The sequence below is a fragment of the Cellulomonas sp. RIT-PI-Y genome, from assembly GCF_025642745.1.
Lineage (GTDB): Bacteria > Actinomycetota > Actinomycetes > Actinomycetales > Cellulomonadaceae > Cellulomonas.
Genome location: NZ_JANZKP010000002.1, coordinates 79,823 through 104,827, shown reverse-complemented (window position 1 = coordinate 104,827; position 25,005 = coordinate 79,823). Strand labels below are relative to the sequence as shown.

Sequence of the window (25,005 nt, the reverse complement as noted above, 5' to 3'; positions counted from 1 at the left end):
GCGATTCTACGCGGCTCGTGGCCGACTGCGTTCACCGGCGCTGGGACGGTCCTCCCTGGGCGGGTAGAGATGCAGATCAGGCACAGCAGAGGGGTACCGCGGCGGGTGCCGCGGTACCCCCGTGCCGTAGCGCTAGATCCGGGTCAGAACGTCACTCGGTGGCCGAGTCGGACGCGCTGATCTCCCAGTCCCAGTAGTTCCAGAAGATGGTCGGGGACAGCGTGATGGTCGAGACGCCCTCGAGGACGTCGCGGTGGGCGACCACACCCGGGAACTGGAAGATGGTCACGCCGAACGCGTCCTCGTTCAGCCTCTGCTCCACCTGCGTGGCCAGGTCGACGATCTCGTCGTTGTCCGTGCTGACGGCGATCTGCGACCACAGCTCGTCCACGTCGGCGTTGGAGTAGCCGCCGTAGTTGTTCTGCCCGCCGGTGACGTAGTTCGCCTCGGCGTTCAGCACGTTGGTCGAGGTGGACTGCCAGCCGAACAGGGAGGCGTCGTAGGAGCCGTTGCCCAGGATCGAGCCCCAGGTGTCGTCACCGTTGTCGATGACGTTGAAGCCGGCCTGCGACGCGGAGGCCGAGATCAGCTGGTACTCGTTCGCACGACGCACGTTGGACTTGCCGTAGAGGAAGCGCACGTCCACCGGGGTGGTCACGCCGGCCTCGGCGAGCAGGGCCTTCGCGCCCTCGATGTCCACGTCGGCCCACGCGTCGGAGCCGTTGTCCGCGATCACCGTGTCGTAGTCCGGGGAGCCCGGCACGTACAGCTGGGAGTCACGGGTGGTGGCGTCGTCCTGCAGCGGGGTGATCAGCTTGTCGATGATCTCCTGGCGCGGGACGGTCTTGAGGAACGCCTCGCGGACCATGCGGGCCTTCTCGGCGTCGCCGCCGTAGGTCGCCGGGTCGAACGGACCGCCGTTGTTGAAGGTCAGGTCGACGTGCTCGTAGGTGCCCTCGGGGGCGGTGGTGTACGAGACGTTGTCCAGGGTGTCCAGGGTCGACAGCACGTCCACGGAGGACTGCGGCTGGATCAGGTCGACCTCACCGTTCTGGAGCGCGGTGACCGAGGCCAGCGGGTCCTCCGAGTAACGGATGGTGATGGCGTCGACCTTGGGGTTGGGGCCCCAGTCGCCGAAGTTCTCGTTGCGGGACAGGGTCAGGGACTGGCCCTCGACGTAGTCGCTGATGATGTACGGCCCGTAGGACAGGTACAGCTGCGGGTCGTCCGGCATCGAGGTGAAGTTGAACGCGTTGGTCCACGCGTCGGCGATCTTGGCCAGAGCCGCGTTGTCCTTGTTCTCGAACGCGTCCTCGATGGCCTGCTTGCCCTCGGTCGGGTCCTCGATGCCCAGCGCGATGTTCGCCACGGCGTGGGCGGCGATCGGGGACGGCTGGTTCATGCCGTTCTCCCAGTCGGAGCGCGGCTCGTCGTAGACGAAGGTGACCGAGCGGCCGTCGTCGCCGATCTCCGGGAACTGGGAGACCGCGGTCATCGCCGGGGAGGAGGAGTCGAAGTAGACGTCGCCGTCGCCCACGACCGGGTTGCCGTCGGCGTCGGTCTCGAGCTCGTCGCCGGACACGGTGTCGAAGCCGTCGTTCTGGGCGCCCCAGAACAGGATCATGTCCGCGGCGTCCACCGGGGTGCCGTCCGACCACTCGACGCCCTCGTTGACCGTGTACTTGACGGTCAGCGGGTCCTCGCTGGTCACCTCGTAGGTGCCGAAGTCCTCGTTCTTCGCGAGGTTCAGGTCACCGTCGTAGTAGTTAAAGAACGAGGTGGTCAGGTAGATGATGTTGGCGTTCGCCGTGGCGTTGCCGTTCGCCGTCAGGTTGTTGGTGGAGCGGAACGGCTCGTTCCAACCCACGTTGACCGACGTGGTCTCGCTGATCTCGGAGCCGGTGTCGGGACCCGAGCACGCGGTGAGCACCAAGGCGCCCGCCGCGACGGCCGCCACTGCGGCTCCAATTCGCCTGATCTTCAATGTTCCTCCTGAAAAGGTGGCGCCCGGGAGTCGCGGCGCCCAGTCGTGCCGGGCGCGGCGGACGCACGGTCCCGCCATGGATGTGGACACGCTAGTGAGCCGAGGTGGGACAAATCGGACACAGCCGCCGTCACCGGGTGATCGTTACCGGATCGATACTGAGCAGTACTGTCCAGTATTCGAGACGTCACGGGGTCGAAACACACCGGAAACATGCTGACTCGGGCGATCCGTCGTCTCGTCAGACGGTCACGAGCACGAACCGCTCAGCGCCACTCCGGGCGGGTGTGTTATGGAGCCCGGCGCAGCGCGCGGTCCAGCACCGCCAGCAGCGTCGCCCCCGCCGAGGCGATCACGATCAGCCACCCGATCGCGTGCAGCCCCGCATCCGACGGGGTGTCCCCGAAGGTCAGTCCGATCACCGCCGAGGACCCGATCGCCGCCAGGTACACCGAGGTCCGGGACAGGCCCGCTGCGGTGCCGGTCTGCTCGGGTGGGGCCTGCCGGTACAGCGCGGCCTGATTGGTCACCGACGCGAGCCCCTGCGGGACGCCGAACACCCCGGCCACCAGCAGCAGGAGCCACACCGGTGCCGTCGAGGCCAGCCCCACCAGCAGCACTCCCCCGGCCAGCGCCATCATTCCGGCGACCACCAGCGGCGGACGCAGCCAGGTGTTCCGGGCCACCAGCACCGACGCGACCCCCGCCAGCACCGCGGTCGGCAGTTGCAGCAGGCCTGCGGCGTCGGCGTCGAAGCCCGCGGCGCCCTGCAGCCACTGCGAGTACCCGTAGACCACCGCGTACGCCGCCAGATACACCAGGAACATCCGCGCGTAGGTCCGGGTCAGCGCGCCGTTGCCCACCAGCATGCGCAGATCGACGAACGGCGCCGGACGGCGCAGCTCCCACGCCACGAACGCGGCCAGCACCACGACCGCAAGCACCAGCAGCCACCACAGCGGCGAGCTCAGTTCCAGCAGGAACACCAGCAGCGCCGCCAGCCCCACCGCGAACAGCACGATGCCGCCGGGGTCGATGGCGCGCAGCAACGGGCCGCTGCTCGGCGCCACCGGCCGGGTCGTGTCCGGGGGCACCCACAGCCAGGTCAGCACCAGCGCGATCAGGGCCAGCGGCACGTTGACCAGGAAGATCGACGGCCAGCCGAAGGCCGCGATCAGGACCCCGCCGAGCACCGGACCCACCGCGGACGTGGTCAGGCTCGCGATCGACAGCCCGGACAGCAGTGCGGGCGGCGTCGACCGACCGACACGCCCCGACTGGTCCCGGATCAGCGTCATGGCCGACGGGTACGCGGTGGAGGTGCCCAGTCCGATCAGCACCCGGGCGGCCAGCACCCCGGCGAAGCCCGACCACAGCTCGGGCAGCACGCCGGCGACCGCCACCAGCACCAGCCCCGCGGAGTACACCCGGCGCGGGCCGAGCACGTCCGCGAGCTTGCCCATCACCGGCTGGGCGACCGCGCTGGCCAGGTACAGCCCGGCCACCAGCCAGACCGCCCGCGAGGTGGGCACCCCCAGGTCCCGGGAGATCGGCACCAGCGCCACCGAGATCATGGTGGTGTTGATCGGGTTCAGCACCGGTCCGATCAGCACCGGCGCGACGAAGCGCGGGCCGAACGGCCGGTCGAGGGCGGGGCGGGGCACGTCCAGCGACGTTACGCCCGCCCTAGCATGTGGCCACTGCTGCACCTCCGGAGAGGACCACCATGAACGCCAAGCGTGACGACGAGGCCGAGGGCTTCACGGCCGAGGAGAAGGCCGCGATGAAGGAGCGTGCCGCGGAGGTGCGCACGAGCAAGCGGTCCGGCGCGTCGGGTGACCCGGCGAAGGAGCTCCTGGACAAGATCGCCGAGCTGCCGGACGACGACCGTGCCGTCGCGGAGAAGGTGCACGCCCTGGTGGTCGAGCACGCCCCGACCCTCACCCACCGCACCTGGTACGGCATGCCCGCCTACGCCAAGGACGGCAAAGTGCTGCTGTTCCTCCAGCCCTCCAGCAAGTTCAAGGTGCGCTACTCGACCCTGGGCTTCAACGACGTCGCGGCGCTCGACGACGGCCACGTGTGGCCCACGTCCTTCGCGATCACCACCCTGACCGCCGACGACGAGCAGCGGATCGCCGAGCTGATCGTGCGCGCGGTCGGCTGATGCCCGCCGCCCTGGTCGTGATCGACCTGCAGAACGACGTGCTGGACGGCTGCGTGCGGGTGGAAGCGGTGCTGGCCGCCACCCGCACCCTGCTGGCCGGCGCCCGCGCGGCGGGGGTGCCGGTCGTCTGGGTGCAGCACCAGGGACCGGGGCTGGAGCGTGACACCGACGGCTGGCGGATCCATCCGGCGCTCGATCCGTCGCCGGGCGAGCCGGTCGTCGCCAAGTCCTACCGCGACGCGTTCGCCGACACCACGCTGCGCGCGACGCTCGGCGACGCCGACCACCTGGTGCTGTGCGGGGCGCAGACGGACTACTGCGTGCGCACCACCGCCCAGCGGGCCGCCGCGGACGGCTACGACCTCACCTGGGTCACCGACGCGCACACGACCTACGACGTGCCGACCGCGGACGGAGTGGTGCGGGCCGAGGACGTGATCGCGCAGCACGACCACTACTTCCGCGGGCTGCGGTACCCGGGGCAGGTGGTGCGGGCGGTGACGGCCGGCGAGGTGACGTGGTGACCGTCGGCGGGGAGGTCAGTTCTCAGCAAATCGTGTCTCGACCGTCTCGCCATCGACACGGGTGAAGGACGAGACCTCGACGATCGGGCCGACGATGTGATCGTTGAAGTCGTCCAGCGACTCGGCGGGTATCCAGTACTCGAGGATGGTCTCGCCACCGGCCTGCTGCACCGGGAACTGGTCGAGGTAGTTCTTGTCCACCTCGAACCGGGTCACATAGCCGATGCCGGACGCCGGGACGTTCCAGTCCCGTGCGATCCGCACCGCGTAGTCCTCGTTCAACACCGGATAGAAGATCGGCTGGTCCGGCAGGCGGGGTGGCCACCGGCGCGATCCGGACGCCCGGACCAACTCGATCTCCTCGGGGCCGGTGGGCCGCCACAGGGTGACGGTCTCCGGTCTGGTCGTCATGTCGTCCTCCGTCCGATGCGGGTCAGGGCCTCCGCCCACCGGCAGCCGTTCCGCATCGGGTGTCGACACCTCGGCTCAAGGGGAAGCGTACGGCGCCCAGACCGCTGAACCGCAGGCCTTTTGCTCGGGCTCAGTCCGCGGTGTCAGGCATCGTTCACACGTTGAAGCGGAACTCCACCACGTCGCCGTCGACCATCACGTAGTCCTTGCCCTCGATCCGCGCCTTGCCCGCTGCACGGGCCGCCGCGACCGACCCGGCCTCGACCAGGTCCTCGAAGGAGATGACCTCGGCCTTGATGAAGCCCTTCTGGAAGTCGGTGTGGATCACACCGGCAGCCTGCGGGGCGGTCCAGCCCTGGTGGATCGTCCAGGCGCGGGACTCCTTGGGACCGGCGGTCAGGTAGGTCTGCAGGCCGAGGGTGTGGAAGCCGACCCGGGCCAGCTGGTCCAGACCCGACTCGTCCTGGCCGGTCTCGGCCAGCATCTCGCGCGCCTCGTCCTCCTCCAGCTCGACCAGCTCGGACTCGAACTTGGCGTCCAGGAAGATCGCGTCGGCGGGGGCGACCAGGGCGCGCAGCTCGTCCTGCATCGCGGTGTCGGCCAGACCGGCGTCGTCGGTGTTGAAGACGTAGATGAACGGCTTGGCCGTCATGAGCTGCAGGCCGGAAACGTCCGCCAGGTCGAGCCCGGCCGCCTTCGCGCCCTGGAACAGGGTGGTGCCGGTCTCCAGGATCGTCAGCGCGGCCTGGGCGGCGGCGAGGTCGGCGGGGTCCGCCTTCTTGCCGCGGACCTCCTTCTCCAGCCGCGGGATCGCCTTCTCCAGGGTCTGCAGATCGGCCAGGACCAGCTCGGTGGCGATGGTCTCGATGTCGTCCTTGGGGTCGACGCGGCCGTTGACGTGCACGACGTCCGGGTCGGCGAACGCGCGGGTGACCTGGCAGATCGCCTCGGCCTCGCGGATGTTGGCCAGGAACTGGTTGCCCAGCCCCTCCCCCTCGCTGGCGCCCTTGACGATGCCGGCGATGTCCACGAAGGACACGGTCGCGGGCAGGATCTTCTGGCTGCCGAAGATCTCCGCGAGGGTGTTCAGCCGCGGGTCGGGCAGCGGGACCACGCCGACGTTGGGCTCGATGGTGGCGAACGGGTAGTTCGCCGCGAGCACCTGCGCGCGGGTCAGGGCGTTGAAGAGGGTGGACTTGCCGACGTTGGGCAGGCCGACGATGCCGATGGTGAGTGCCACGGGAGGTCATCCTACGGGGACTCGTTGTCGGTGGGTGCTGGCAGGGTGCCGGACATGACGATGTCACTGGTGCTCGCTCTCGCCGGGGCCCTGGTCGCGGGGTTGTCGATCGGCTGGTTCGCGGCCGTGGGCCGTGGCGCCACCCGGTTGCGCCGGGCCGAGGTGGAGGCCGCGCGCTGGCGTGCGGTGGCCGAGACCGCGCACCCGGACGACGGCGAGCGGTTCCGGGCGCTGGCGGCCGACGCGCTCAGCCAGAGCTCGGAGCAGTTCCTCGCGCTGGCGCACCAGTCGCTGGCGGCCCGGCACCAGGAGCAGAGCGGCGAGCTCGCCCGGCGGGAGCAGTCCGTGCGGTCGATGGTCGACCCGATGACCCGCACCCTGGACGCGGTCCGAGCCGAGCTGCGCGCCGCGGAACAGGCCCGGGCGGAGGGCAGCGCGGCGATCGGCGAACAGGTCCGGCTGATGCGGATCGAGGCCGGTGAGCTGCGCGAGCAGACCACCCGGCTCGCCACGTCGCTGCGGGCGTCCCAGGTGCGGGGTCGGTGGGGCGAGGTGCAGCTGCGCCGGGTGGTCGAGGCCGCCGGGATGCTGCCGCACGTCGACTTCGTCGAGCAGGAGCAGGTGCGGACCGACGACGGGGCACTGCGACCTGACCTGGTGGTGCACCTGGCCGGCGGCAAGCGGATCGTGGTCGACGCGAAGGTCGCGTTCCTCGGCTTCCTGGAGGCGGTGGAGGCCACCGACCCGGCCGAGCGGGACCGACGGCTCGCCGCGCACGCCACCCACCTGCGCCGGCACATCGACCAGCTGGCCGCCAAGCGATACTGGGACCAGTTCGGCCCGGCGCCGGAGTTCGTCGTGATGTTCGTGCCCGCCGAGGCGTTCCTGCACGCCGCGCTGGACCAGGACCCGGGCATCGTCGAGCGGGCCTTCGACCAGGGCGTGGTGATCGCGACCCCGATGACCCTGCTCGCCCTGCTCCGCACGGTCGCCTACGCCTGGAAGCAGGACGCGCTGGCGGACAACGCCCAGGCGGTGCTCGATCTCGGCAAGGAGCTGCACGGCCGGATCGCGACCTTCGGCGGACACCTGGGCAAGGTGGGCCGGAGCCTGGACGCGGCGGCGACCTCCTACAACCAGGCGGTGGCGTCGCTGGAGTCGCGCGTGCTGGTCAGCGCGCGACGGTTCAGCGATCTGCGCGTGGTGGACCAGGGTCTGGCGACGCCGCCCACGGTCGACCGCCGGCTGTCGGTCGTGTCGGCACCGGAGACCGCGGTGGACGACCTCCCCAGCCGTCGGTGGGAGCGCGAGGCCGAGCCGCCGCAGTAGCGGCCGACCCTCAGGTGGGTCGTCTGAGTCCCGACCCCTACCACCACTCAATCCGCTCCTCTCCACCCCTAGAACCGCCGCCCTCCCTCCGCAGCAGCGCTACTCACATAGCTGCGTAGGGAGGGCGCTTCTCTTCACTGGGCGTCTGCCGCGTGGGGCCGTCGTCGTGATGCGTCCCGCCCCCCCTCCTCGGAGGACGTGGCGTCACGACATCCCCCAGTCGGAAGGGCTAGGCGGCACATGGAGATGCCCTATCTGCTCGGCGCACTGGCCGGCCTCACGGTGATCAGCCTGATCGTCGTCGCGGTCCAGGCCAGGCTCGCCAGCCGCGTCCGGAACCTCGAGCAGCACGGGGCCGGCCGGCCCCGGCGCTCCGGATCGCGAGTGGCCGCCGAACCGAGCGAGGCGCGTCCCGGAGAACCGGCGACCGCAGCTGCGGGCTCGGAGTGGCCGCCGCTGTCCCCGTCCGCCGATCCGCGCACCCTCGGGGTCCTGGCGGCCACCGACAGCACCGCCGCGATGGCCGGTCAGCTCGAGCTGCTCGCCCGCCAGCTGGAACTGCTCGACGACCTCGAGAAGCGTGAGGACCGGGAGAACCAGCTCGCCGTCTTGTTCCAGGTCGACAACCTGACGCTCCGGCTGCGCCGGGGAGCGGAGTCCGCTCTGGTGCTCGCCGGGGCCGTCCCGGAACGGCGCTCGCCGGAACACCTGACCGCCAGCTCGGCGCTCCGGGCGGCCTGCGCCCAGATCGAGGGGTACGCCCGGGTGGTGGTCGAGGCCCAGGTGGACCCGCTGATCCATGCAGACCACATCGCGGCGCTGACCCACGTGCTCGCCGAACTGCTCGACAACGCCACCCGTCACGCCCGTTCCGACGCACCGGTCACCGCCCGGGTGGAGAGCCGTCCGGACGGCGTGGGCCTGGTCATCAGCGACGCCGGTCCGGGCATGGACGCGGCCACCCTGTCGTCCGCGCAGGACGCGCTGGCCGGTCGTGCTCGGCCCGGGACGGGCAGCGGGAACGGCCTGCTGGTCGCCGGGCTGCAGGCCGGCCGACTCGGATCCACCGTCGGCCTGACGTCGGGACCGACCGGGACCGTGGTCACGGTCCCGGTCCCCGCCGCCCTGTTCGTCCAGACCCCGGCCGACCCCGCGGGCACTCCCCGGGCCGGTGCCGTCCACCCCGCCGAGGGTGGGGCCGGAGCCCCGGCCCAGCTCCTCCCGGACCCGGCCCCGGTGCGGCCTGCCCCCGCCCCGGAACTCGCCTACGTCGGCGGCGACGCGTCCACCGGCGCGAGCCAGGTCACCGGGCCGACCCCGCAGCATGCGGTCGAGGCTCCCGCGGTCCATTCCTTCGGCGCCGAGACGACCTTCGAACCGGTGCCGGCCGCGCCGCCCAGCAGTGCTCCGGCGCCGTCGTTCGACCAGCCCGGTCCGACGTTCGCGCCGGTCAGCTCCGGATTCGAGACCCTGCCGAGCGCGCCGCAGCCCGCCGCACCGGCACTCCCTCCGCTCGACGTGCTGCCCACGCCGCAGCCCGCGGCGTTCACCCCGGAGGTCTCCTTCGATCCGGCACCCCGGCACGACGCGCTGCCGACGCCCGCACCCGCTCCCGAGGACGGCTGGATCGTCCCGGCCGGGGCCGGTGCCAGCGCCACCGCGTCGGCCTCGGTCCGGGACGAGGTCCTGGCCGAACTGAGCCGCCTGTCCGGCTACGCCCCCGCGCCCCCGGCCGTGAACGGTGGCGGCGATGCCGATCTGCAGAGCCGCACGCCCTCCCCCGCACCGGAGCTGCAGCCGGTCGGCTCGGGCCCCGAGTCGCGCGACCCGGAGAACGTCCGCAGCCGGTTCTCCTCCTTCCGCTCGGGTGTCGGCCGTGGCCGACGCTCCCGCTGACCCCCGACCGATCCGAACCCGAGGAGCACCTGTGCCTGTCTCCACGCCCTCGCCGACGACGCTCAGCGACCTGCTCGACGAGACCGTGCGGCACCTCAAGGGCGTCCGCTTCGGCATCCTCGCCTCCGGGGACGGCCTGCTGATCACCGCGTCGCACGGTGTCGACCGGACTGCCGGCGATCAGCTCGCCGCCGTGGCCTCGGGGCTGTCCGGCCTGGCCCGGGGCGCCGCACAGCTGCTCGACGGCAGGTCGGTGGAACAGGCGGTCGTGGAGTACGACTCCGGCTCCCTGGTGCTGATGACGATCCGGGACGGGTCGATCTTCGCCCTCGGCACCGACTCCTCCGCGGACATCGGTGCCGTCGGCTACACGATGGCGCTGCTGGCCCGGAAGACCGACACCCTGCTCACTCCGCAGCTGGCCGCGAGTCTGCGGCACGCGCTGCCGGTCGAGGGTCCGACGCGACGGGTGGAGGCCTGAGATGCGCACCTCCCTGCCCTCCGAGGTCCGCCCCTACGTCCGGACGGGTGGCCGACTGGCCGCCCCGGACGTGGCGATGGACGCGTTGGTGGTCGCGGACACCCTCACACCCGCGTCCCGGCCCACCGGCCAGGTCGCCGAGGTCCTGGCCGTGCTCGGGGACACCTACCTCACCGTCGCCGAGCTCGCCGGTCGCCTCGGGGTGCCGCTCGGCACCGCACAGGTCCTGGCCTCGGACCTGGCCGCCGCCGGCGTGGTCCGGCTGATCGGGCCGACCTCCCCCACCGACACGTCCGCGGGCGATGCGACCGCCCAGTGGACCCTGCTCGCGAGTGTGCTCGATGGCATCCATGACCTCTGAACCGACGCGGATGCACCGGACCGCCGCCCCCGCGGTCGTGAAGATCGTGGTGGCCGGTGGATTCGGCGCCGGGAAGACCACCTTCATCGGGTCCATCTCCGACATCGACCCGATCAGCACCGAGGTGTCGATGTCTGCGCTCGCGGACGAGCTGCACACCGTCCCGGACGGCAAGGACTCCACCACGGTCACGATGGACTTCGGCCGGGTCACGCTGTCCAACGGGCTCTGGCTATACCTGTTCGGCACCCCCGGTCAGGACCGGTTCTCGTTCATGTGGGACGACATCGCCCGGGGCGCGGTCGGTGCGGTGGTGCTGGTCGACAGCGAGCGCCTGGAACGGAGCTTCGCCGCCGTCGACTACTTCGAGTCCCGCGGGCTGCCGTTCGTGGTGGCGGTGAACTGCTTCGACGGGGTCGCCCGGCACACGCTCGCCGACCTGCGGAGCGCCCTCGCGGTCGGGCCGGACGTGCCGCTGTTCTACACCGATGCCCGCGCCCGGGAGGCGACCAAGGACTCCCTGATCCAGGTCGTCGCGCACGCGATGAACCGCCTCGCTCCCCGCGTCCCCTCACCCGCCCTGCAAAGGACTGTGTCATGACCCAGCTCGCCGACATCCTGGTCGAGCGCGGCCTCGTCTCCTCCGCCGACCTGCACCGAGCCGCCACGCCGGAACACCTCAACGGACGCGGCCTGGTCCAGGTCCTGCTGGAGGACGGCCTGGTCGGGGAGTCGCAGCTCATGTCGGCGCTCGCGGAGCAGGCCGGACTGCGGTTCGTCGACCTGGACGAGTACCCGATCGACGGTGCCACCGCGTCGCTGCTGTCCGACCGGCTGTGCCGCCGCCATGCGATCCTGGCGATCGGCCGGGAGGCGGGCGCGGTGCTGGTCGCCACCGCCAACCCCGGCAATGTGCTCGCACTGGACGACGCCAAGGCCGTCCTCGGTTCCGAGGTCGTCCCGGTGCTGGCCACCGCGGCGGCCCTGGGGCGGGCGATCAACCGGCACATGCGGTCCGACTCGGAGATCGCGGGCATCGGCCAGTCGATCAGCACCGCGGCCGGGTCCGCGGACGAGGTCGACCTGTCCCTGGTGGGCGACTCCGTCACCGAGGACAGCCCGGTGGTCCGGTACGTCGACCTGTTGGTCACCCAGGCGATCTCCGACCGGGCCTCCGACATCCACATCGAGCCCACCGAGCACGACCTGCGGGTCCGCTACCGGATCGACGGCGTCCTGCACGAGATGCAACGCGCCCCGAAGCAGATCTCGGCCGGGGTGATCTCCCGGATCAAGATCCTGGCCGACGTGGACATCGCGGAGAAGCGCAAGCCGCAGGACGGCCGGATGTCGGTCACCCACGAGGGCAAGAAGATCGACCTCCGCGTGGCGACCCTGCCCACCGTGTGGGGCGAGAAGATCGTGATGCGGATCCTGGACAACTCCACCGCGTCCCTGGACCTGACCGACCTGGCCTTCCTCGACCACAACCTGGAGACCTACCGCCGGGCGTACGTGAAGCCGTACGGGATGATCCTGGTGACCGGTCCGACCGGGTCGGGCAAGTCGACGACGCTGTACGCGACGTTGAACGCGGTGTCCAAGCCGGAGATCAACGTGATCACGGTCGAGGACCCGGTGGAGTACCGGTTGCCCGGGATCAACCAGGTGCAGGTCAACCCGAAGGCGGGTCTGACCTTCGCCGGGGCGCTGCGTTCGATCCTGCGCTCGGACCCCGATGTCGTGCTGCTCGGTGAGATCCGCGACCACGAGACCGCCCAGATCGCCGTCGAGGCGGCGCTGACCGGTCACCTGGTGCTGTCCACGCTGCACACCAACGACGCACCCTCCGCCGTCACCCGACTGGTGGAGATGGGGATCGAGCCCTACCTGGTCGGGTCGGCGCTCGACTGCGTGGTGGCCCAGCGACTCGCCCGGCGACTCTGCGGACGCTGCCGGGAACCCTACGTCCCCACCCCCGAGGAACTGCGAGCCGCCGGCTTCCCCTGGTTGGAGGGGGAGCCCCTTCCCGAGCTCTACCGCCCCGGCGGGTGCGTCGCCTGCTCGAACACCGGCTACCGCGGCCGGGTCGCCCTGCACGAGGTGATGACGATGAACGAGGAGATCGAGCGACTGGCGCTGTCCCACGCCCCGGTCGGGGAGATCACCACCGCCGCGCTGCGCAACGGGATGTCCACCTTGCGCACCGACGGGTGGCAGAAGGCCGCCTCCGGTCTCACCTCGCTGGACGAGGTCCTGCGGGTGGTCGCATGAACGCCATCGACCTGGACGCGTTGCTCGGTCAGGCGGTGGCCGTGGGCGCCTCCGACGTCCACCTGGCCGCCGGTCTCCCGCCCGCCTTCCGGGTGCACGGCTCGATGGCCCCGGCGCCGGAGTGGCCGGTGCTCAGCGACGAGGTGCTGCGCGCCACGCTGCTCGCGATCCTCACCGAACGCCAGGGACAGCGGTTCGAGGACGAGCTCGAGCTGGACTTCTCGCACTCCATCCCGCAGGGCACCAGCTTCCGGGTGAACTACTACCAGCAGCGGGACGGACTGGGCGCGGCGTTCCGCGTGATCCCCTCCGACATCAAGCCGCTGCACGAGCTCGGCGTGCCCCGGGTGGTCGAACGACTCGCCGGACTCCCCCGTGGGCTGGTCCTGGTCACCGGCCCGACCGGCTCCGGCAAGTCAACCACGATGGCGTCCCTGATCGATCTGGCGAACAGCACCCGCAGCGACCACATCGTGCTGATCGAGGACCCGATCGAGTACCTGCACCGGTCCCGGCGCTGCGTGGTCACCCAGCGCGAGGTGGGCACGGACACCCACTCGTTCAACGCCGCCCTGGTGCATGCCCTGCGCCAGGACCCGGACATCATCGTGATCGGTGAGATGCGGGACGCCGAGACGATGGCGATCGCGCTGCGCGCCGCCGAGACCGGGCACCTGGTCTTCGGCACCCTGCACACCCAGGACGCCGCGTCCAGCATCAACCGCGTGGTGGACGAGTTCCCCGCCGACCAGCAGACCCAGGTCCGCACCCAGCTCGCCAACGCCCTGCAGGGCATCGTCTCCCAGACCCTGTGCCGCCGGGCGGACGGTCAGGGACGGGCCGTCGCCACCGAGGTCCTGATGGCCAACAACCCGGTGCGGGCCCTGATCCGCGACGGCCGGCTGCACCAGCTGTACTCCGTGCTGCACTCCGGGTCGGACGAGGGCATGCACACCCTGGACCAGGCACTGGCCACCCTGGTGCGCTCCGGGGAGATCACCTTCGATGAGGCCGTCTCACGCGCGCGGCAGGTCGATCAGCTCGCGCAGCTGTGCGGTCACTCCGCGCACCTGGTGCAGGGACGGACCACCGTGGCGGGGGTGCGCTGAGTCATGGCCACCACCCAGGCGCAGACCTACGAGTACACCGTCCTCGGCAAGGACGGGCAGCCGCTCACCGGCCGGATCGAGGCGCCGAACGAGCAGGCGGTCGCCGCCCGGCTCCGCGAGCTCGGCCTGTCCGCGACCGACATCACGCCGGTCTCCACCGGCGGACTGAACCGCGAGATCAGCATCGGCTCCCAACGGCCGAAGCCCAAGGACGTGGCACTGGCCCTCCGCCAGCTCGCCACCATGGTCGAGGCCGGGCTCAGCCTGCCCCGCGCCCTGTCCGTGCTCCGGATGCAGACCGAGGGCCAGCCGCTGGCCGCGATCCTCGAGCCGGTCGAGCAGGACGTGACCGACGGCCTCGAACTGTCGGTCGCCCTGGCCAAGCACCCCCGGGTGTTCACGCCGGTGACCCTGGCGATGGTCCGGGCCGGCGAGGCCGGCGGCTTCCTGGCCGAGTCGCTCACCGCGGTGTCCACGATCCTGGAACGCGACCTCGCCCTGCGGCAGGCGGTCAAGGGGGCGATGGTCTACCCCGTGGTCATCCTGGTGATGGCCGTGGTCGCCGTCACCGCGATGCTGCTGTTCATCGTGCCGGTGTTCGAGGGCATCTTCGCCGATGTCGGCGCCGAGCTCCCGTGGGCCACCCAGCTCCTGGTCAAGGCGGCCGCGTTGCTGCGGATCACCGGCATCCCGCTGATGCTCGCGATCGGCGGCGGGATCTGGTGGTGGCGCCGGCACGGGAACGACCTGTCCGTCCGGGAGAAGATCGATCCGCTCAAGCTCCGGGCGCCGATCTTCGGCCCGTTGCAGCAGAAGGTCGGCATGGCCCGGTTCGCCCGGAACCTGTCCACCATGACCCGGGTCGGCGTGCCGATCGTGCCCGCCCTGGAGACCGTGGGCGGCACCGCCGGGAACGTGGTCATCGAGCAGGCCGTCGACCGGGTCCGCGAGGCCGTCCGGACCGGGACCACGCTGGCCGCCGCGATCGAGGACGAGGACATCTTCCCGACCATGCTCCGGCAGATGGTCGCCGTCGGTGAGGACTCGGGCTCGCTCGACGTGATGCTCACCAAGGTCGCGGATTTCTACGACGCCGAGGTCGACGCCGCTGCGGGCGCACTGTCGAGCGTCATCGAGCCCCTGATGATCGTCTTCATCGGCGTCATTGTCGGGGCCATGTTGATCGCGCTGTACATGCCGATCTTCTCGATCTCGGACACGGTGCAGTAGTTCGCATCGAGTCCGTTGGCCGCTTGGAGGACGCCGGTACCTCCAGCCGTGGGGTGGCCATTTCTTTGACCGGCGATCATCACGACAACGAATGTGAAGGTATCACCATGCTTCGACGTATCAATGAGCGGATCGGGGACCGGGAGGCGGGCTTCTCGCTGATCGAGCTGCTGGTCGCGATCATCATCATCGGCATCCTGTCGGCGATCGCGATCCCGATGTTCATGAACCAGCGGCGGAAGGCCGTGGACACCGCCGCCAAGTCGGACGTGTCGACGCTCGGCAAGGAGATCGCGACGGTCTTCGTGGATGACAACCCGACGTCCGTCACCATCGGTATTCACGACAGTCACTACTGGCTGACCACTTCGAATCTCACCACGGAACAGGATCTCGGCGCGGTGTCCGATGGCGTCGTGATGGGCAACGGAACGGCCGGCTCCACCACCAGCTCGATGGCCGCGGTCTTCATTCCCACCTCCGGCGGCGGGACGGGATCGACGCTCTCCCGGGACAACTGGTGCATCTACGTCACCGCTGACGGTGGTTCGGAACAGACCTGGCAGTACTCCGCCACCGGCGGCTTGAAGCACGGAACCTGCGCCAACGTCGACGGCGACTGATCGCCGCTCGCCGTGATCGGTGGAGGGGCGGTCTCGGTCGCCCCTCCACCGCTGCACGCCCAGCCCGTTCGGGCGTCGACCCCGCACTGACGAAAGGACCCCCATGCCCAAGACCCGCGTGGTCGGCCTCGACCTGGGCACCCGCGGCGTCCGCGCCGCCGAGGTGGAACTCGGCGGCCGATCCGGCCCCAAGCTGGTGCGCTTCGGCGAGCAGCCCCTCGACCCCGGGGTGATCCGGGACGGTGAGGTGGCCCGCCCGGCCGCCGTCGTCGCCGCGCTCCGGGAGCTGTGGAAGCGCGAGCGGTTCGGCAGCCGCGAGGTGGCGCTCGGCATCGGCAATCAACGGGTGTTCGTGCGCGAGTTCAGCCAGCCCGCGCTGCCGCTGGATCAGCTGCGGGCGTCGTTGCGCTATGGACCGGTGCAGGACCTGCTGCCGGTCAAGGTCGAGGACTGCCTGCTGGACTTCCATCCGGTGGCGCTGCCGGGCGACGGGACGGTGGACGGGATGTTGGTGGCCGCTCCGGAGGAGACGGTGGAGACGAACACCTCCGCGGTGACCGCCGCGGGGCTGAAGCCGGTCCGGGTGGACCTGAACGCCTTCGCGCTGCTCCGGTCGCTGATCGAGGGGCAGCTCCTGCACGAGGTGGTCGGCATCGTCGACGTGGGGGCGGGCATCACCGACGTGGTGATCGTGGACCGGGGGCTGCTCCGGCAGTACCGGACGCTGCCCACCGCCTCCGACGACCTCACGCACGCGGTGCAGCAGGCGATGGCGGTGCCGGAGACCCAGGCGGAGCAGATCAAGCGATCCGTCGGGCTGACCGATGCGGGCGGGGCCGACTACGCCCCGGCGCGGGAGGCGGCCCGTCGTCGGGTCGAGGGTCTGGCCGAGTCGGTCCGGGCGACGTTCTCCTACTACGCCGGGGCCACCCAGCGACCGGTGGAACGCCTGCTGCTCACCGGCCGGGGCAGCCTGGTCCCCGGCCTGGCACAGCTGCTCGCCACCGGGTTGGGCGTGCGGGTGGCCTACGGGCAGGTGGGCACGGACCGGGTGAGCGACCTCCAACGCCCGGTGCTGCCGATCGCGTTCGGACTGGCTCAGGGGTTGGCGGCATGAGCGCGCGCCGCCCCGCAGCCTCCGGCCCGGCCCTGGTCATCGACCCGGCACGCCAGGGCGTGAACCTGATCCCCGCGTCGATCCATGCGGCCGAGGAGTTCGGCACGCTCCGGCGCCGGCTGGTCGCCGGACTGATCGCTCTGGTCGTCGTCCTGGTCCTGGCCTCCGGTGGGGTGATGGTCTGGGGCGGGCAGGCGCAGAGCGACCTCGACCTCGCCGAGGCCGAGACCCAGCGCCTGCAGACCGAGATCGCGGGGTACGCGGACATCACCGACATCACGTCCGCGATCACCGACACCGAGGCCGCGATCCGGTCGGGCATGGGCACCGAGGTGCGCTGGACCGACCTGATCTCGCAGATCGAGGCGGCGCTGCCCGGCGACGGCGAGGTGACCGCCTTCACCGCGCAGGGACTGTCCGCGCTGGACACCACCCCGATCAGCGCGGCCGACCCGCTCGGCCGGGACGGCATCGGGTCGATCACCTTCACCATGAAGCTGTCGACGCTGCCGGACACCGCCGCCTGGCTGGAGGCGCTGAACGGCATCCCCGGCTTCATGGACGCCACGTTCAGCAGCGCCACGCTGTCCGCCGACGACCCTGACCAGCCGGATTTCTACACCGTCTCCAGCTCGGTGCAGGTCAACGTCCTCGCCCTCTCCCGGGCCTACCTCGCGGATGAGGAGAGCACGTCATGAGCAACCGACGCACGACCTGGATCACGGGGGCGGCGCTGATCGCGCTGGTCCTGGTGGCCCTCACCTGGATGCTGGTCGTCTCGCCGCGGATCGAGCAGACGAGTGCGCTGAACGAGGAGGTCGCCGCCGCCCAGGACGCCAACGGGCTGCTGCAGATCCAGGCGACCACGCTGGCGGCCGACGTCGCCCGGCGCGGCGAGCTGGAGGCCGAGCTCGCCACGCTGCGCACCCGCGTCCCGGAGGACGCCGGGCTGCCGGAGTTCACCCGACTACTCAAGGGCCTGGCCGACGAGTCCGGTGCCGTGGTCTCGACGGTCAGCGTCGGCATCGCGACCGAGGTCACCTCGACGCCGGACCTGCCGTCCGCGCCGGACGGCACCGCGGCGCCCGCCCTCGCGGCACCGCCCGCCGGGATGTACGCGGTGCCGGTCACCCTCACCGTGCAGGGGACGCTCGACCAGGCCAAGACGTACGCCGGCGTGCTGCAGACCGGGGATCACCGGCTGTTCCTGCTAACGTCGCTGTCCTGGAGCTCCCTGGACGCCGACGGCACCACCACGGTGACGCTCACCGGTTTCACCTACGTGCTGAGCGCGGATGCGGCAGCGGCGGTTGCCGACGAGGCGGGAGCGAGCGTGAACAGCACGGAGGCGACCGGATGACCCGTGCGGAGCCCCTGCGATGAGCCCGCAGCTCGCACTGGTGGTCGGGGCCGTGGTGATCGGCCTGGCGATCGGTTCCTTCCTCAACGTGGTCGTCCACCGGGTCCCCCGCTCCGAGTCCGTCGTGCCGCGGAGCGCCTGCCCGCGGTGCGGTCGGCCGATCCGCGGCCGCGACAACATCCCCGTGCTGTCCTGGCTGCTGCTGCGGGGGCGCTGCCGTGACTGCCGGGCGCCGATCAGTCGTCGCTACCCGCTGGTCGAGGCGGGCACCGGGGTGTGCTTCGGCCTGGTCGCCTGGTGGACCGGGGCGTCGTGGCTGCTTCCCGCGCTCCTCTTCCTGGTGGCGGTGTCGATCGCGCTGGCGCTGATCGACCTGGACGTCCACCGCTTGCCCGACGTGATCGTGCTGCCGGCCGTCGGGGTCGGCCTCCTGCTGCTGGCGCTGGCCTCGTGGAGCCCCGGGGACGCGTCCGACTGGGGGGCGCTGGTCCGGGCGGTCCTCGGCGGGCTCGCCCTGTTCACGTGCTATCTGGTGCTCGCCCTGATCCACCCCGGCGGCATGGGATTCGGGGATGTGAAGCTGGCCGGGCTGCTCGGGTTGTACCTGGCCTGGTTCGGCTGGCCGACGCTCGCGGTCGGCGCCTTCGCGGCCTTCCTGGCGGGCGGAGGCTGGGCCACCGGTCTGCTGCTGACCCGCCGGGCCCGGAAGGGCTCCGGGATCCCCTTCGGTCCCTGGATGCTGCTCGGCGCCTGGGTCGGGATCGTGGCCGGCCGAGCGGTCTGGTCCGGGTACCTCGGGCTGGTGGGGCTCTAGGGTGCGGGTATGGGCCTGTTCCGTCGTCGCGATGCCGACCTCCAGCCGCAGCAGCCGTTCACCTTCGTGGTGGAGGACGTGTTCACGATCACCACGGTGGGTCACGTGCTCACCGGTCGGGTGACCAGCGGGGTCATGACCAAGGGCCAAGCCGCGGACCTGCGACTGCCCGGCGGCGCCCGGTCCGTGACGATCGCGCGGATCGAGTCCCGACGGCGCAAGCAGGAGCAGGTGGCCGCGGGCGCGGAGGCCGGGGTGGTCCTGGACGGCCTGGGCCCGGACGACATCCCGACCAAGCCCGGTGGCGAGCACCGGGTGCTCGACTCCGACGGTCTGCGCGGGGTGCAGCTCGTCGGTCACTGAGGTTGTCGGGCGCACGTGGCAGGGTGGAGCCGTGTCCTCCCCCAGCACTCCGCCCGCCCTGCCCGAACGGGCGCTCGACACGACCCCCGAGTCGCCGTGGCCGGTCCGGCTGCTGTCGGCCAAGATCGCGGACTACGTCGCGAAGATGTCCCCGCTGTGGGTCGAGGGGCAGATCGTCCAGCTGAACCGGCGGCCGGGCGCGGGGATCGCGTTCCTGACCCTGCGGGACACCGATGTCGACATGTCGCTGCCGGTGTCGATGCCCGCGGGGGTGCTGGCGGGGGCGACCACGCCGCTGACCGAGGGCGCCCACGTGGTGGTGCACGCCAAGCCGACGTTCTGGACCAAGCGCGGCACCCTGCAGCTGAGTGCGGACGCGGTGCGCGCGGTCGGGGTCGGCGAGCTGCTGGCCCGGATCGAGCATCTGAAGAAGGTGCTGGCGGCGGAGGGACTGTTCGACGCCGGGCGGAAGGTGGCCCTGCCGTTCCTGCCCCGGGTGATCGGCCTGGTCTGCGGTCGGGAGTCGAAGGCCGAGCACGACGTGGTGGTGAACGCCCGGGCGCGATGGCCGCAGGTCGAGTTCGAGATCCGCGAGGTCGCGGTGCAGGGAGCGGGCGCGGTGCCGCAGGTGTCGCAGGCGATCGCCGAGCTGGACGCCGACCCGCGGGTGGAGGTGATCGTGGTCGCCCGGGGCGGCGGCGCGGTCGAGGACCTGCTGCCGTTCAGCAACGAGGCACTGGTCCGGGCCGCCGCAGCCTGCCGGACGCCGCTGGTGTCGGCGATCGGGCACGAGACCGACAGTCCGCTGCTGGATCTGGTGGCCGACTACCGGGCGTCCACGCCCACCGATGCGGCCAAGCGGATCGTGCCGGACGTGGGCGAGGAGCGGGCCAAGGTCGGTCAGGCGCGCCACCGGATGCGCTCGGCGATCGAGCACCGGGTCCGGCGGGAGGCGGACGGCCTGGCGCAGATCCGCTCCCGTCCGGTGCTGGCGCGCCCGCAGTCGATGATCGACGACCGGGCAGCCGAGGTGCAGCGCGTGCGCGAGGCCGCGCGGCGCAGCCTGGACCACGCGCTGACCGGCGCGAGCCACCAGGTCGGCGCGCTGGCCGCCCAGGTCCGTGCGCTGTCCCCCGCCGCCACCCTGGAGCGCGGCTACGCCGTGGTGCAGACCTCGGACGGCGGCGTGGTGCGGGATGCCGCCTCGGTCTCGGCCAAGGACAGTCTGCGGATCCGGGTCGCCCAGGGTGAGCTGATGGCGACCGTGCTGGCCGTGGCGCCGGCCAAGCGCCGTCCCGAGCCGGAAGTTGGTTAGATGGAGCCCGTGAGCGAGCGCACCGACATCGCAGAGCTGTCCTACGAGCAGGCCCGGGACGAGCTGGTCGCCGTCGTCTCCCGGTTGGAGGCCGGTGGCGCCGGCCTGGAGGAGTCGCTGGCGCTCTGGGAGCGGGGCGAGGCACTGGCCGCCCGCTGCCAGGAGTGGCTGGACGGCGCCCGCAAGCGACTCGACGCGGCCCGCGAGGCCGACGGTGACGGCCAGGAACGCCCGGGGTCCGCCGACTCCTGATCGACGGCCCCCTGCTCCCGCCCGGCAACGACGCTGAACTGGAGAACCACCGTGACCGAATCCGCACTGATCATCGGCGAGGCCCTCGTCGACGCCGTCGTCCGCCCGGACGGCGACCGCAGCGAGCACCCCGGCGGCAGCCCGGCGAACGTCGCACTGGGGCTGTCCCGCCTGGGCCGGGACGCCGCGCTGCTGACCTGGCTGGCCCGGGACCCGCACGGCGACCTGGTCCGGGAGCATCTGACCGGCTCCGGGGTCCGGGTGCTGACCGGCGACGGCGGGCCGGAGCGCACCCCGGTCGCGACCGCGCACCTGGACGCGGACGGCTCGGCCACCTACGACTTCGATCTGAGCTGGGACCTGCCGGAGGCGGAGGTCGGCAGCCCGCTGGTGGTGCACACCGGGTCGATCGGCGCGGTGCTCTCCCCCGGCGGCGCGAAGGTGGCCGCACTGCTGGCGGCGCACCGTGACACCGCGACGATCACCTACGACCCGAACCTGCGCCCGGCGTTGATGGCGGCGCCCGACGTCACGCTCCCGCTGGTCGAGCACCTGATCGGGCTGGCCGACGTGGTGAAGGTCTCCGACGAGGACCTGGCCTGGCTGCACCCCGGGGTGCCGGTGGAGGAGATCGCCCGGGACTGGGCGCGACGCGGTCCGGCGCTGGTCGTGGTGACCCTCGGCGGCGAGGGCGCGCTGGCGGTGACCGCCGGGGGCGAGGAGCTGGCCGTCACCGCGCCGCGGGTGCGGGTGGCGGACACCGTCGGTGCCGGGGACTCGTTCATGTCCGGGCTGATCGACGGGCTCTGGTCCGCGGGCCTGCTCGGCGCGGACCACCGTGAGGCGCTGCGGGCCATCGGACTGGACGCGGTGCAGCAGGTGCTGATCCGCTGCGTGCGGATCGCCGCGATCACCGTCTCCCGCGAGGGGGCCAACCCGCCCACCACCGCCGAGCTGGACGCCTGACGGCGAACGGCCCGTCCACCCCCTCCGGGGTCGACGGGCCGGGTGGCGCCGGGTTCAGGACGCCTCGCGGTGCCGGCCGGTCGGCTGCCCCCCTGCGGTCTCCGTCCGATCCCCACCCTGCTTCTTCTCCGCCTCGCGCTGAGCACGCTCCAGCGCGGCGCGGCGGTCCTCCTCGGTCTCGGAGTCGATCCGGGACGCCTCGGAGTCGTCGTAGGTGAGGTTCTCGCCGGACTCCGGGTCGAAGACCAGCAGCCGGGCCGGGTCGAACCACAGCTCGGCGTCCGAGCCGTCACGGACCCGGCTCTCCGACCCGAGCGCCACCACCATCTGGGTGCGCATCCCCTCGCCGTCCAGGTCCCGGTCCAGCTCCTCCAGCTTCCCGGCGACGTCCTGGTGGGTCTCGAACGGGATGTAGGCGTAGAGCTCGGCGCCCAGCCACTCCACCACGTCCACCTCGGCGCCGAAGACGACCCCAGCGCCACGCTTGGCGTCGTCCAGGACCTTCGCGTCCTCGACGTGCTCGGGACGCAGGCCGATGATCACCAGCTCGCGGTCGCCGATCGCGGACCGCAGCCGGTCGTCGATCGGGACCTCGGCGAACGGCAGGGTCAGGGTGTCGCCGGAGACCTGGCCGGGCAGGAAGTTCATCGGCGGGGAGCCGATGAAGCCGGCCACGAACAGGTTCTTCGGCTGCTCGTACAGGGCGCGGGGGCTGGCCACCTGCTGCAGCTCGCCCTTGCGGAGCACCGCGACCCGGTCGCCCAGGGTCATCGCCTCGGTCTGGTCGTGGGTGACGTAGACCGTGGTGGTGCCGAGTCGGCGCTGCATCCGGGCGATCTCGGTCCGCATCTGGCCACGCAGCTTGGCGTCCAGGTTGGACAGCGGCTCGTCGAACAGGAACGCCTGCGCGTCCCGGACGATCGCCCGGCCCATGGCGACCCGCTGGCGCTGACCGCCGGAGAGGTTGGCCGGCTTGCGGTCCAGGTGCTCGCGCAGTTCCAGCGTGTCCGCGGCGAACTCCACCTGGTCCGTGATCTGGGCCTCGGTGAACTGGCCCTTCTGCAGCCGGAGCGGGAACGCGATGTTCTCGAACACGGTCAGGTGCGGGTACAAGGCGTAGTTCTGGAACACCATCGCCAGGTGGCGGTCGCGCGGCGCCTTGTCGTTGACGACCCGGTCGCCGATCTTCAGTTCGCCCGACGTGATGTCCTCCAGGCCGACGATCATCCGCAGCAGGGTGGACTTCCCGCAGCCGGACGGGCCGACCAGGATGACGAATTCGCCGTCCTTGATGTCGAGGCTGACGCCGTTCACCGCCGGATAGCCGTCACCGTACTTCTTGACCAGGTCGGTGAGGGTGATGGATGCCATGGTGAAGCTCCTTCGTGGGAAGCGCGCCGGGCCTCAGCCCTTGACCGCGCCCTGGGTCAGCCCGGACACGATCTGGCGCTGGAACAACAGCACCAGGATGACGACGGGGATGGTCACGACCACGGCGGCGGCGGAGATCGCGCCGGTCGGGTCCTCGAACTGGGAGGCGCCGGAGAAGAACGCCAGGGCGGCGGGGACCGGCCGGGCGGCCTCCGTGGAGGTCAGCGAGATGCCGTAGACGAAGTCGTTCCAGGCGATGAAGAACGCGATGAGTGCGGTGGTGAACACGCCGGGCGCGGCCAGCGGGACGATCGCCTTGCGAAACGCCTGCCACGTGGTGGCACCGTCGACCTGGGCGGCCTGCTCCAGCTCCCACGGGATCTGCCGGAAGAACGCGGTCAGGGTCCAGATCGAGATCGGCAGGGTCAGCGACAGGTACGGGATGACCAGACCGGCCCAGGTGTCGTAGAGCCCGATCGACCGCCACAGGTTGAACAGCGGGGTCACGATCGAGATCACCGGGAAGATCGAGACCCCGAGCGCGGTGGTCAGGATCAGCTTGCGTCCCGGGAACTCCAGCCGGGCGATCGCGTAGGCCGCCAGGGTGGACAGCACCACCGAGATGGCGGTGGCGATCAGGGAGATGCCCACCGAGTTGCGCAGCGCCGACAGGAACAGCTCCTGCGCGGAGCCGTCCGGGCCGAGGATCTGCTCGTAGTTGGTCAGCGTCCAGGTGTCCGGCAGGAAGCTGCCGGAGTTCAGCTCGCTGGGCAGTTTGAACGAGGTGGCCATGATCGAGATCACCGGGAACAGCGCGTACACCAGCACCGCGACGGTGATCGCCGCCCAGGCGACCTTCTGCTTGCCACTCAGTGCGCCGCCCATCAGCGCTCCCCTCTCGCACCCGCGAGGTCGACCTTGAAGATCTTGATCGCGATGAAGCAGATGATGATCACGCAGACGAACAACAGCACCGAGATCGCCGAGCCGAGCCCGATCTCCAGCCGTCCGATCGACGTCCGGTAGGCCAGCAACGACAGCACGGTCGTGTCGTTCGCGCCGTTGGTCATGATGAAGACGTTGTCGAAGATCCGGAACGCGTCCAGCGCCCGGAACAGCACCGCGACCATCACCGCGGCCTTCATGTTCGGCAGCACCACCCGCTTCATCCGCTGCCACCAGGTCGCGCCGTCGACCTGCGCGGCCTCCTCCAGGTCGCTCGGCACCTGGGCCAGCCCCGCGAGCAGCAGCAGCGAGATGAACGGCGTGGTCTTCCACACCTCGGAGGCGATGATCACGAACAGGCTGGTGCCGGTCTGCGCGAACCAGTTCAGGTCGGCGTCGATGCCCGGCACCCAGTCGAACCAGGAGTTGACGTAGCCGGAGTCGATGCTGAACGCGTAGAACCAGGCGAAGGCCGAGACCACGGTGATGATGCCGTAGGGCACCAGGATCGCGGTGCGCAGCAGGCCGCGCAGCCGCTTGACCGCCCGGTGCATGACCAGGGCGAGCGCGAAGCCCAGCACCATCTCGATCACCACGGTGATGACCATGATCCCGGTCGTGACGCCCAGGGACTTCCAGAACAGGGAGTCGCTGAGGATCACGCCGTAGTTGCCCAGACCGATGAACGCGCGGTCGTCGGGGGCGGTCAGGCGGTTGCGGAACAGGGACTCGTAGACCGCCTGCAGGATCGGGTACGCGGTGACGGCCAGCATCACCACGAACGCCGGCCCGGCGAGCAGCCAGCCGAGGCGGGCCTCGGCCTTCGCGCGGTCGGACCTGCGGGGCTTGGCGGGGCTGGCGGCACTCATCTCG

The 25,005-nt window shown here is 71.2% G+C and carries 26 protein-coding genes; 19 read left to right on the top strand and 7 right to left on the bottom strand.

Annotated features, from left to right (window positions below):
• Positions 1–151: 151 nt before the first annotated feature.
• Positions 152–1,957 carry an ABC transporter family substrate-binding protein gene (locus OGL89_RS01550; protein WP_263118079.1) on the bottom strand — a complete coding sequence of 602 codons (1,806 nt, stop codon included), beginning with the start codon at positions 1,955–1,957 and terminating at the stop codon, positions 152–154.
• Between the two features lie 317 nt (positions 1,958–2,274).
• Positions 2,275–3,648: an MFS transporter gene (locus OGL89_RS01545; RefSeq protein WP_263118078.1), complete on the bottom strand. Its 1,374-nt coding sequence runs from the start codon at positions 3,646–3,648 to the stop codon at positions 2,275–2,277.
• Positions 3,649–3,710: 62 nt separating this feature from the next.
• Between OGL89_RS01545 and OGL89_RS01540 the strand changes: the two genes are divergently transcribed.
• Together OGL89_RS01540 and OGL89_RS01535 are read left to right on the top strand one after the other, a co-directional pair.
• Positions 3,711–4,151 (top strand): hypothetical protein, encoded by a 441-nt coding sequence (locus tag OGL89_RS01540; RefSeq protein WP_263118077.1) that lies wholly within the window; start codon positions 3,711–3,713, stop codon positions 4,149–4,151.
• Positions 4,151–4,675 (top strand): cysteine hydrolase family protein, encoded by a 525-nt coding sequence (locus tag OGL89_RS01535; protein WP_263118076.1) that lies wholly within the window; start codon positions 4,151–4,153, stop codon positions 4,673–4,675. The genes OGL89_RS01540 and OGL89_RS01535 overlap by 1 nt, the downstream gene beginning before the upstream one ends.
• 15 nt (positions 4,676–4,690) lie before the next feature.
• On the opposite strand, the gene OGL89_RS01530 is transcribed toward OGL89_RS01535, so the two are convergent.
• Together OGL89_RS01530 and ychF are read right to left on the bottom strand one after the other, a co-directional pair.
• Positions 4,691–5,086, bottom strand: coding sequence for an ADP-ribosylation/crystallin J1 (locus tag OGL89_RS01530; RefSeq protein ID WP_263118075.1), 396 nt, complete (start codon positions 5,084–5,086; stop codon positions 4,691–4,693).
• Positions 5,087–5,240: 154 nt separating this feature from the next.
• Positions 5,241–6,326: a redox-regulated ATPase YchF gene (gene ychF, locus OGL89_RS01525; protein WP_263118074.1), complete on the bottom strand. Its 1,086-nt coding sequence runs from the start codon at positions 6,324–6,326 to the stop codon at positions 5,241–5,243.
• A 54-nt stretch (positions 6,327–6,380) separates the two neighbouring features.
• On the opposite strand from ychF, the gene OGL89_RS01520 reads away from it, so the two are divergent.
• From OGL89_RS01520 to OGL89_RS01440, 17 genes are all read left to right on the top strand, one after another.
• Positions 6,381–7,655 carry a DNA recombination protein RmuC gene (locus OGL89_RS01520; protein WP_263118073.1) on the top strand — a complete coding sequence of 425 codons (1,275 nt, stop codon included), beginning with the start codon at positions 6,381–6,383 and terminating at the stop codon, positions 7,653–7,655.
• Positions 7,656–7,895: 240 nt separating this feature from the next.
• The gene (locus tag OGL89_RS01515) at positions 7,896–9,551 is read left to right on the top strand and encodes an ATP-binding protein (RefSeq protein ID WP_263118072.1); all 1,656 of its coding nucleotides are present in this window, start codon (positions 7,896–7,898) and stop codon (positions 9,549–9,551) included.
• A gap of 31 nt (positions 9,552–9,582) precedes the next feature.
• Positions 9,583–10,032, top strand: a complete 450-nt coding sequence (locus OGL89_RS01510; protein WP_263118071.1) for a roadblock/LC7 domain-containing protein — start codon at positions 9,583–9,585, stop codon at positions 10,030–10,032.
• Position 10,033: 1 nt separating this feature from the next.
• A complete protein-coding gene (locus OGL89_RS01505; protein ID WP_263118070.1) occupies positions 10,034–10,393 on the top strand; it encodes a DUF742 domain-containing protein in 360 nt (119 codons plus the stop codon).
• On the top strand, positions 10,374–10,994 hold the full coding sequence (locus tag OGL89_RS01500) for an ATP/GTP-binding protein (RefSeq protein WP_346770651.1): 621 nt from the start codon (positions 10,374–10,376) through the stop codon (positions 10,992–10,994). Before OGL89_RS01505 ends, OGL89_RS01500 begins: the two co-directional genes overlap by 20 nt.
• On the top strand, positions 10,991–12,667 hold the full coding sequence (locus OGL89_RS01495) for an ATPase, T2SS/T4P/T4SS family (RefSeq protein ID WP_263118068.1): 1,677 nt from the start codon (positions 10,991–10,993) through the stop codon (positions 12,665–12,667). Before OGL89_RS01500 ends, OGL89_RS01495 begins: the two co-directional genes overlap by 4 nt.
• Positions 12,664–13,776: a type IV pilus twitching motility protein PilT gene (locus tag OGL89_RS01490; RefSeq protein WP_263118067.1), complete on the top strand. Its 1,113-nt coding sequence runs from the start codon at positions 12,664–12,666 to the stop codon at positions 13,774–13,776. Before OGL89_RS01495 ends, OGL89_RS01490 begins: the two co-directional genes overlap by 4 nt.
• A gap of 3 nt (positions 13,777–13,779) precedes the next feature.
• A complete protein-coding gene (locus tag OGL89_RS01485; RefSeq protein ID WP_263118066.1) occupies positions 13,780–15,006 on the top strand; it encodes a type II secretion system F family protein in 1,227 nt (408 codons plus the stop codon).
• A 53-nt stretch (positions 15,007–15,059) separates the two neighbouring features.
• Positions 15,060–15,629 carry a prepilin-type N-terminal cleavage/methylation domain-containing protein gene (locus OGL89_RS01480; protein ID WP_263118065.1) on the top strand — a complete coding sequence of 190 codons (570 nt, stop codon included), beginning with the start codon at positions 15,060–15,062 and terminating at the stop codon, positions 15,627–15,629.
• A 103-nt stretch (positions 15,630–15,732) separates the two neighbouring features.
• Positions 15,733–16,746 (top strand): pilus assembly protein PilM, encoded by a 1,014-nt coding sequence (gene pilM, locus OGL89_RS01475; protein WP_263118064.1) that lies wholly within the window; start codon positions 15,733–15,735, stop codon positions 16,744–16,746.
• The gene (locus OGL89_RS01470) at positions 16,743–17,444 is read left to right on the top strand and encodes a hypothetical protein (RefSeq protein ID WP_263118063.1); all 702 of its coding nucleotides are present in this window, start codon (positions 16,743–16,745) and stop codon (positions 17,442–17,444) included. Before pilM ends, OGL89_RS01470 begins: the two co-directional genes overlap by 4 nt.
• Positions 17,441–18,106 carry a hypothetical protein gene (locus OGL89_RS01465; RefSeq protein ID WP_263118062.1) on the top strand — a complete coding sequence of 222 codons (666 nt, stop codon included), beginning with the start codon at positions 17,441–17,443 and terminating at the stop codon, positions 18,104–18,106. The genes OGL89_RS01470 and OGL89_RS01465 overlap by 4 nt, the downstream gene beginning before the upstream one ends.
• A gap of 19 nt (positions 18,107–18,125) precedes the next feature.
• Positions 18,126–18,920, top strand: coding sequence for an A24 family peptidase (locus tag OGL89_RS01460; RefSeq protein WP_263118061.1), 795 nt, complete (start codon positions 18,126–18,128; stop codon positions 18,918–18,920).
• Between the two features lie 9 nt (positions 18,921–18,929).
• The gene (locus tag OGL89_RS01455) at positions 18,930–19,283 is read left to right on the top strand and encodes an EF-Tu/IF-2/RF-3 family GTPase (protein ID WP_263118060.1); all 354 of its coding nucleotides are present in this window, start codon (positions 18,930–18,932) and stop codon (positions 19,281–19,283) included.
• Positions 19,284–19,314: 31 nt separating this feature from the next.
• Positions 19,315–20,598, top strand: a complete 1,284-nt coding sequence (gene xseA / locus OGL89_RS01450) for an exodeoxyribonuclease VII large subunit (protein ID WP_263118059.1) — start codon at positions 19,315–19,317, stop codon at positions 20,596–20,598.
• A 9-nt stretch (positions 20,599–20,607) separates the two neighbouring features.
• A complete protein-coding gene (locus OGL89_RS01445; RefSeq protein ID WP_263118058.1) occupies positions 20,608–20,850 on the top strand; it encodes an exodeoxyribonuclease VII small subunit in 243 nt (80 codons plus the stop codon).
• Between the two features lie 51 nt (positions 20,851–20,901).
• Positions 20,902–21,816, top strand: coding sequence for a carbohydrate kinase (locus tag OGL89_RS01440; protein WP_263118057.1), 915 nt, complete (start codon positions 20,902–20,904; stop codon positions 21,814–21,816).
• Between the two features lie 54 nt (positions 21,817–21,870).
• On the opposite strand, the gene ugpC is transcribed toward OGL89_RS01440, so the two are convergent.
• From ugpC to OGL89_RS01425, 3 genes are read right to left on the bottom strand one after another with little or no spacing between them, the layout of a single operon-like run.
• Positions 21,871–23,187, bottom strand: coding sequence for a sn-glycerol-3-phosphate ABC transporter ATP-binding protein UgpC (gene ugpC / locus OGL89_RS01435; protein ID WP_263118056.1), 1,317 nt, complete (start codon positions 23,185–23,187; stop codon positions 21,871–21,873).
• A 33-nt stretch (positions 23,188–23,220) separates the two neighbouring features.
• A complete protein-coding gene (locus tag OGL89_RS01430) occupies positions 23,221–24,072 on the bottom strand; it encodes a carbohydrate ABC transporter permease (RefSeq protein WP_263118055.1) in 852 nt (283 codons plus the stop codon).
• Positions 24,072–25,001: a sugar ABC transporter permease gene (locus OGL89_RS01425; protein WP_263118054.1), complete on the bottom strand. Its 930-nt coding sequence runs from the start codon at positions 24,999–25,001 to the stop codon at positions 24,072–24,074. Before OGL89_RS01425 ends, OGL89_RS01430 begins: the two co-directional genes overlap by 1 nt.
• Between the last annotated feature and the right edge of the window lie 4 nt (positions 25,002–25,005).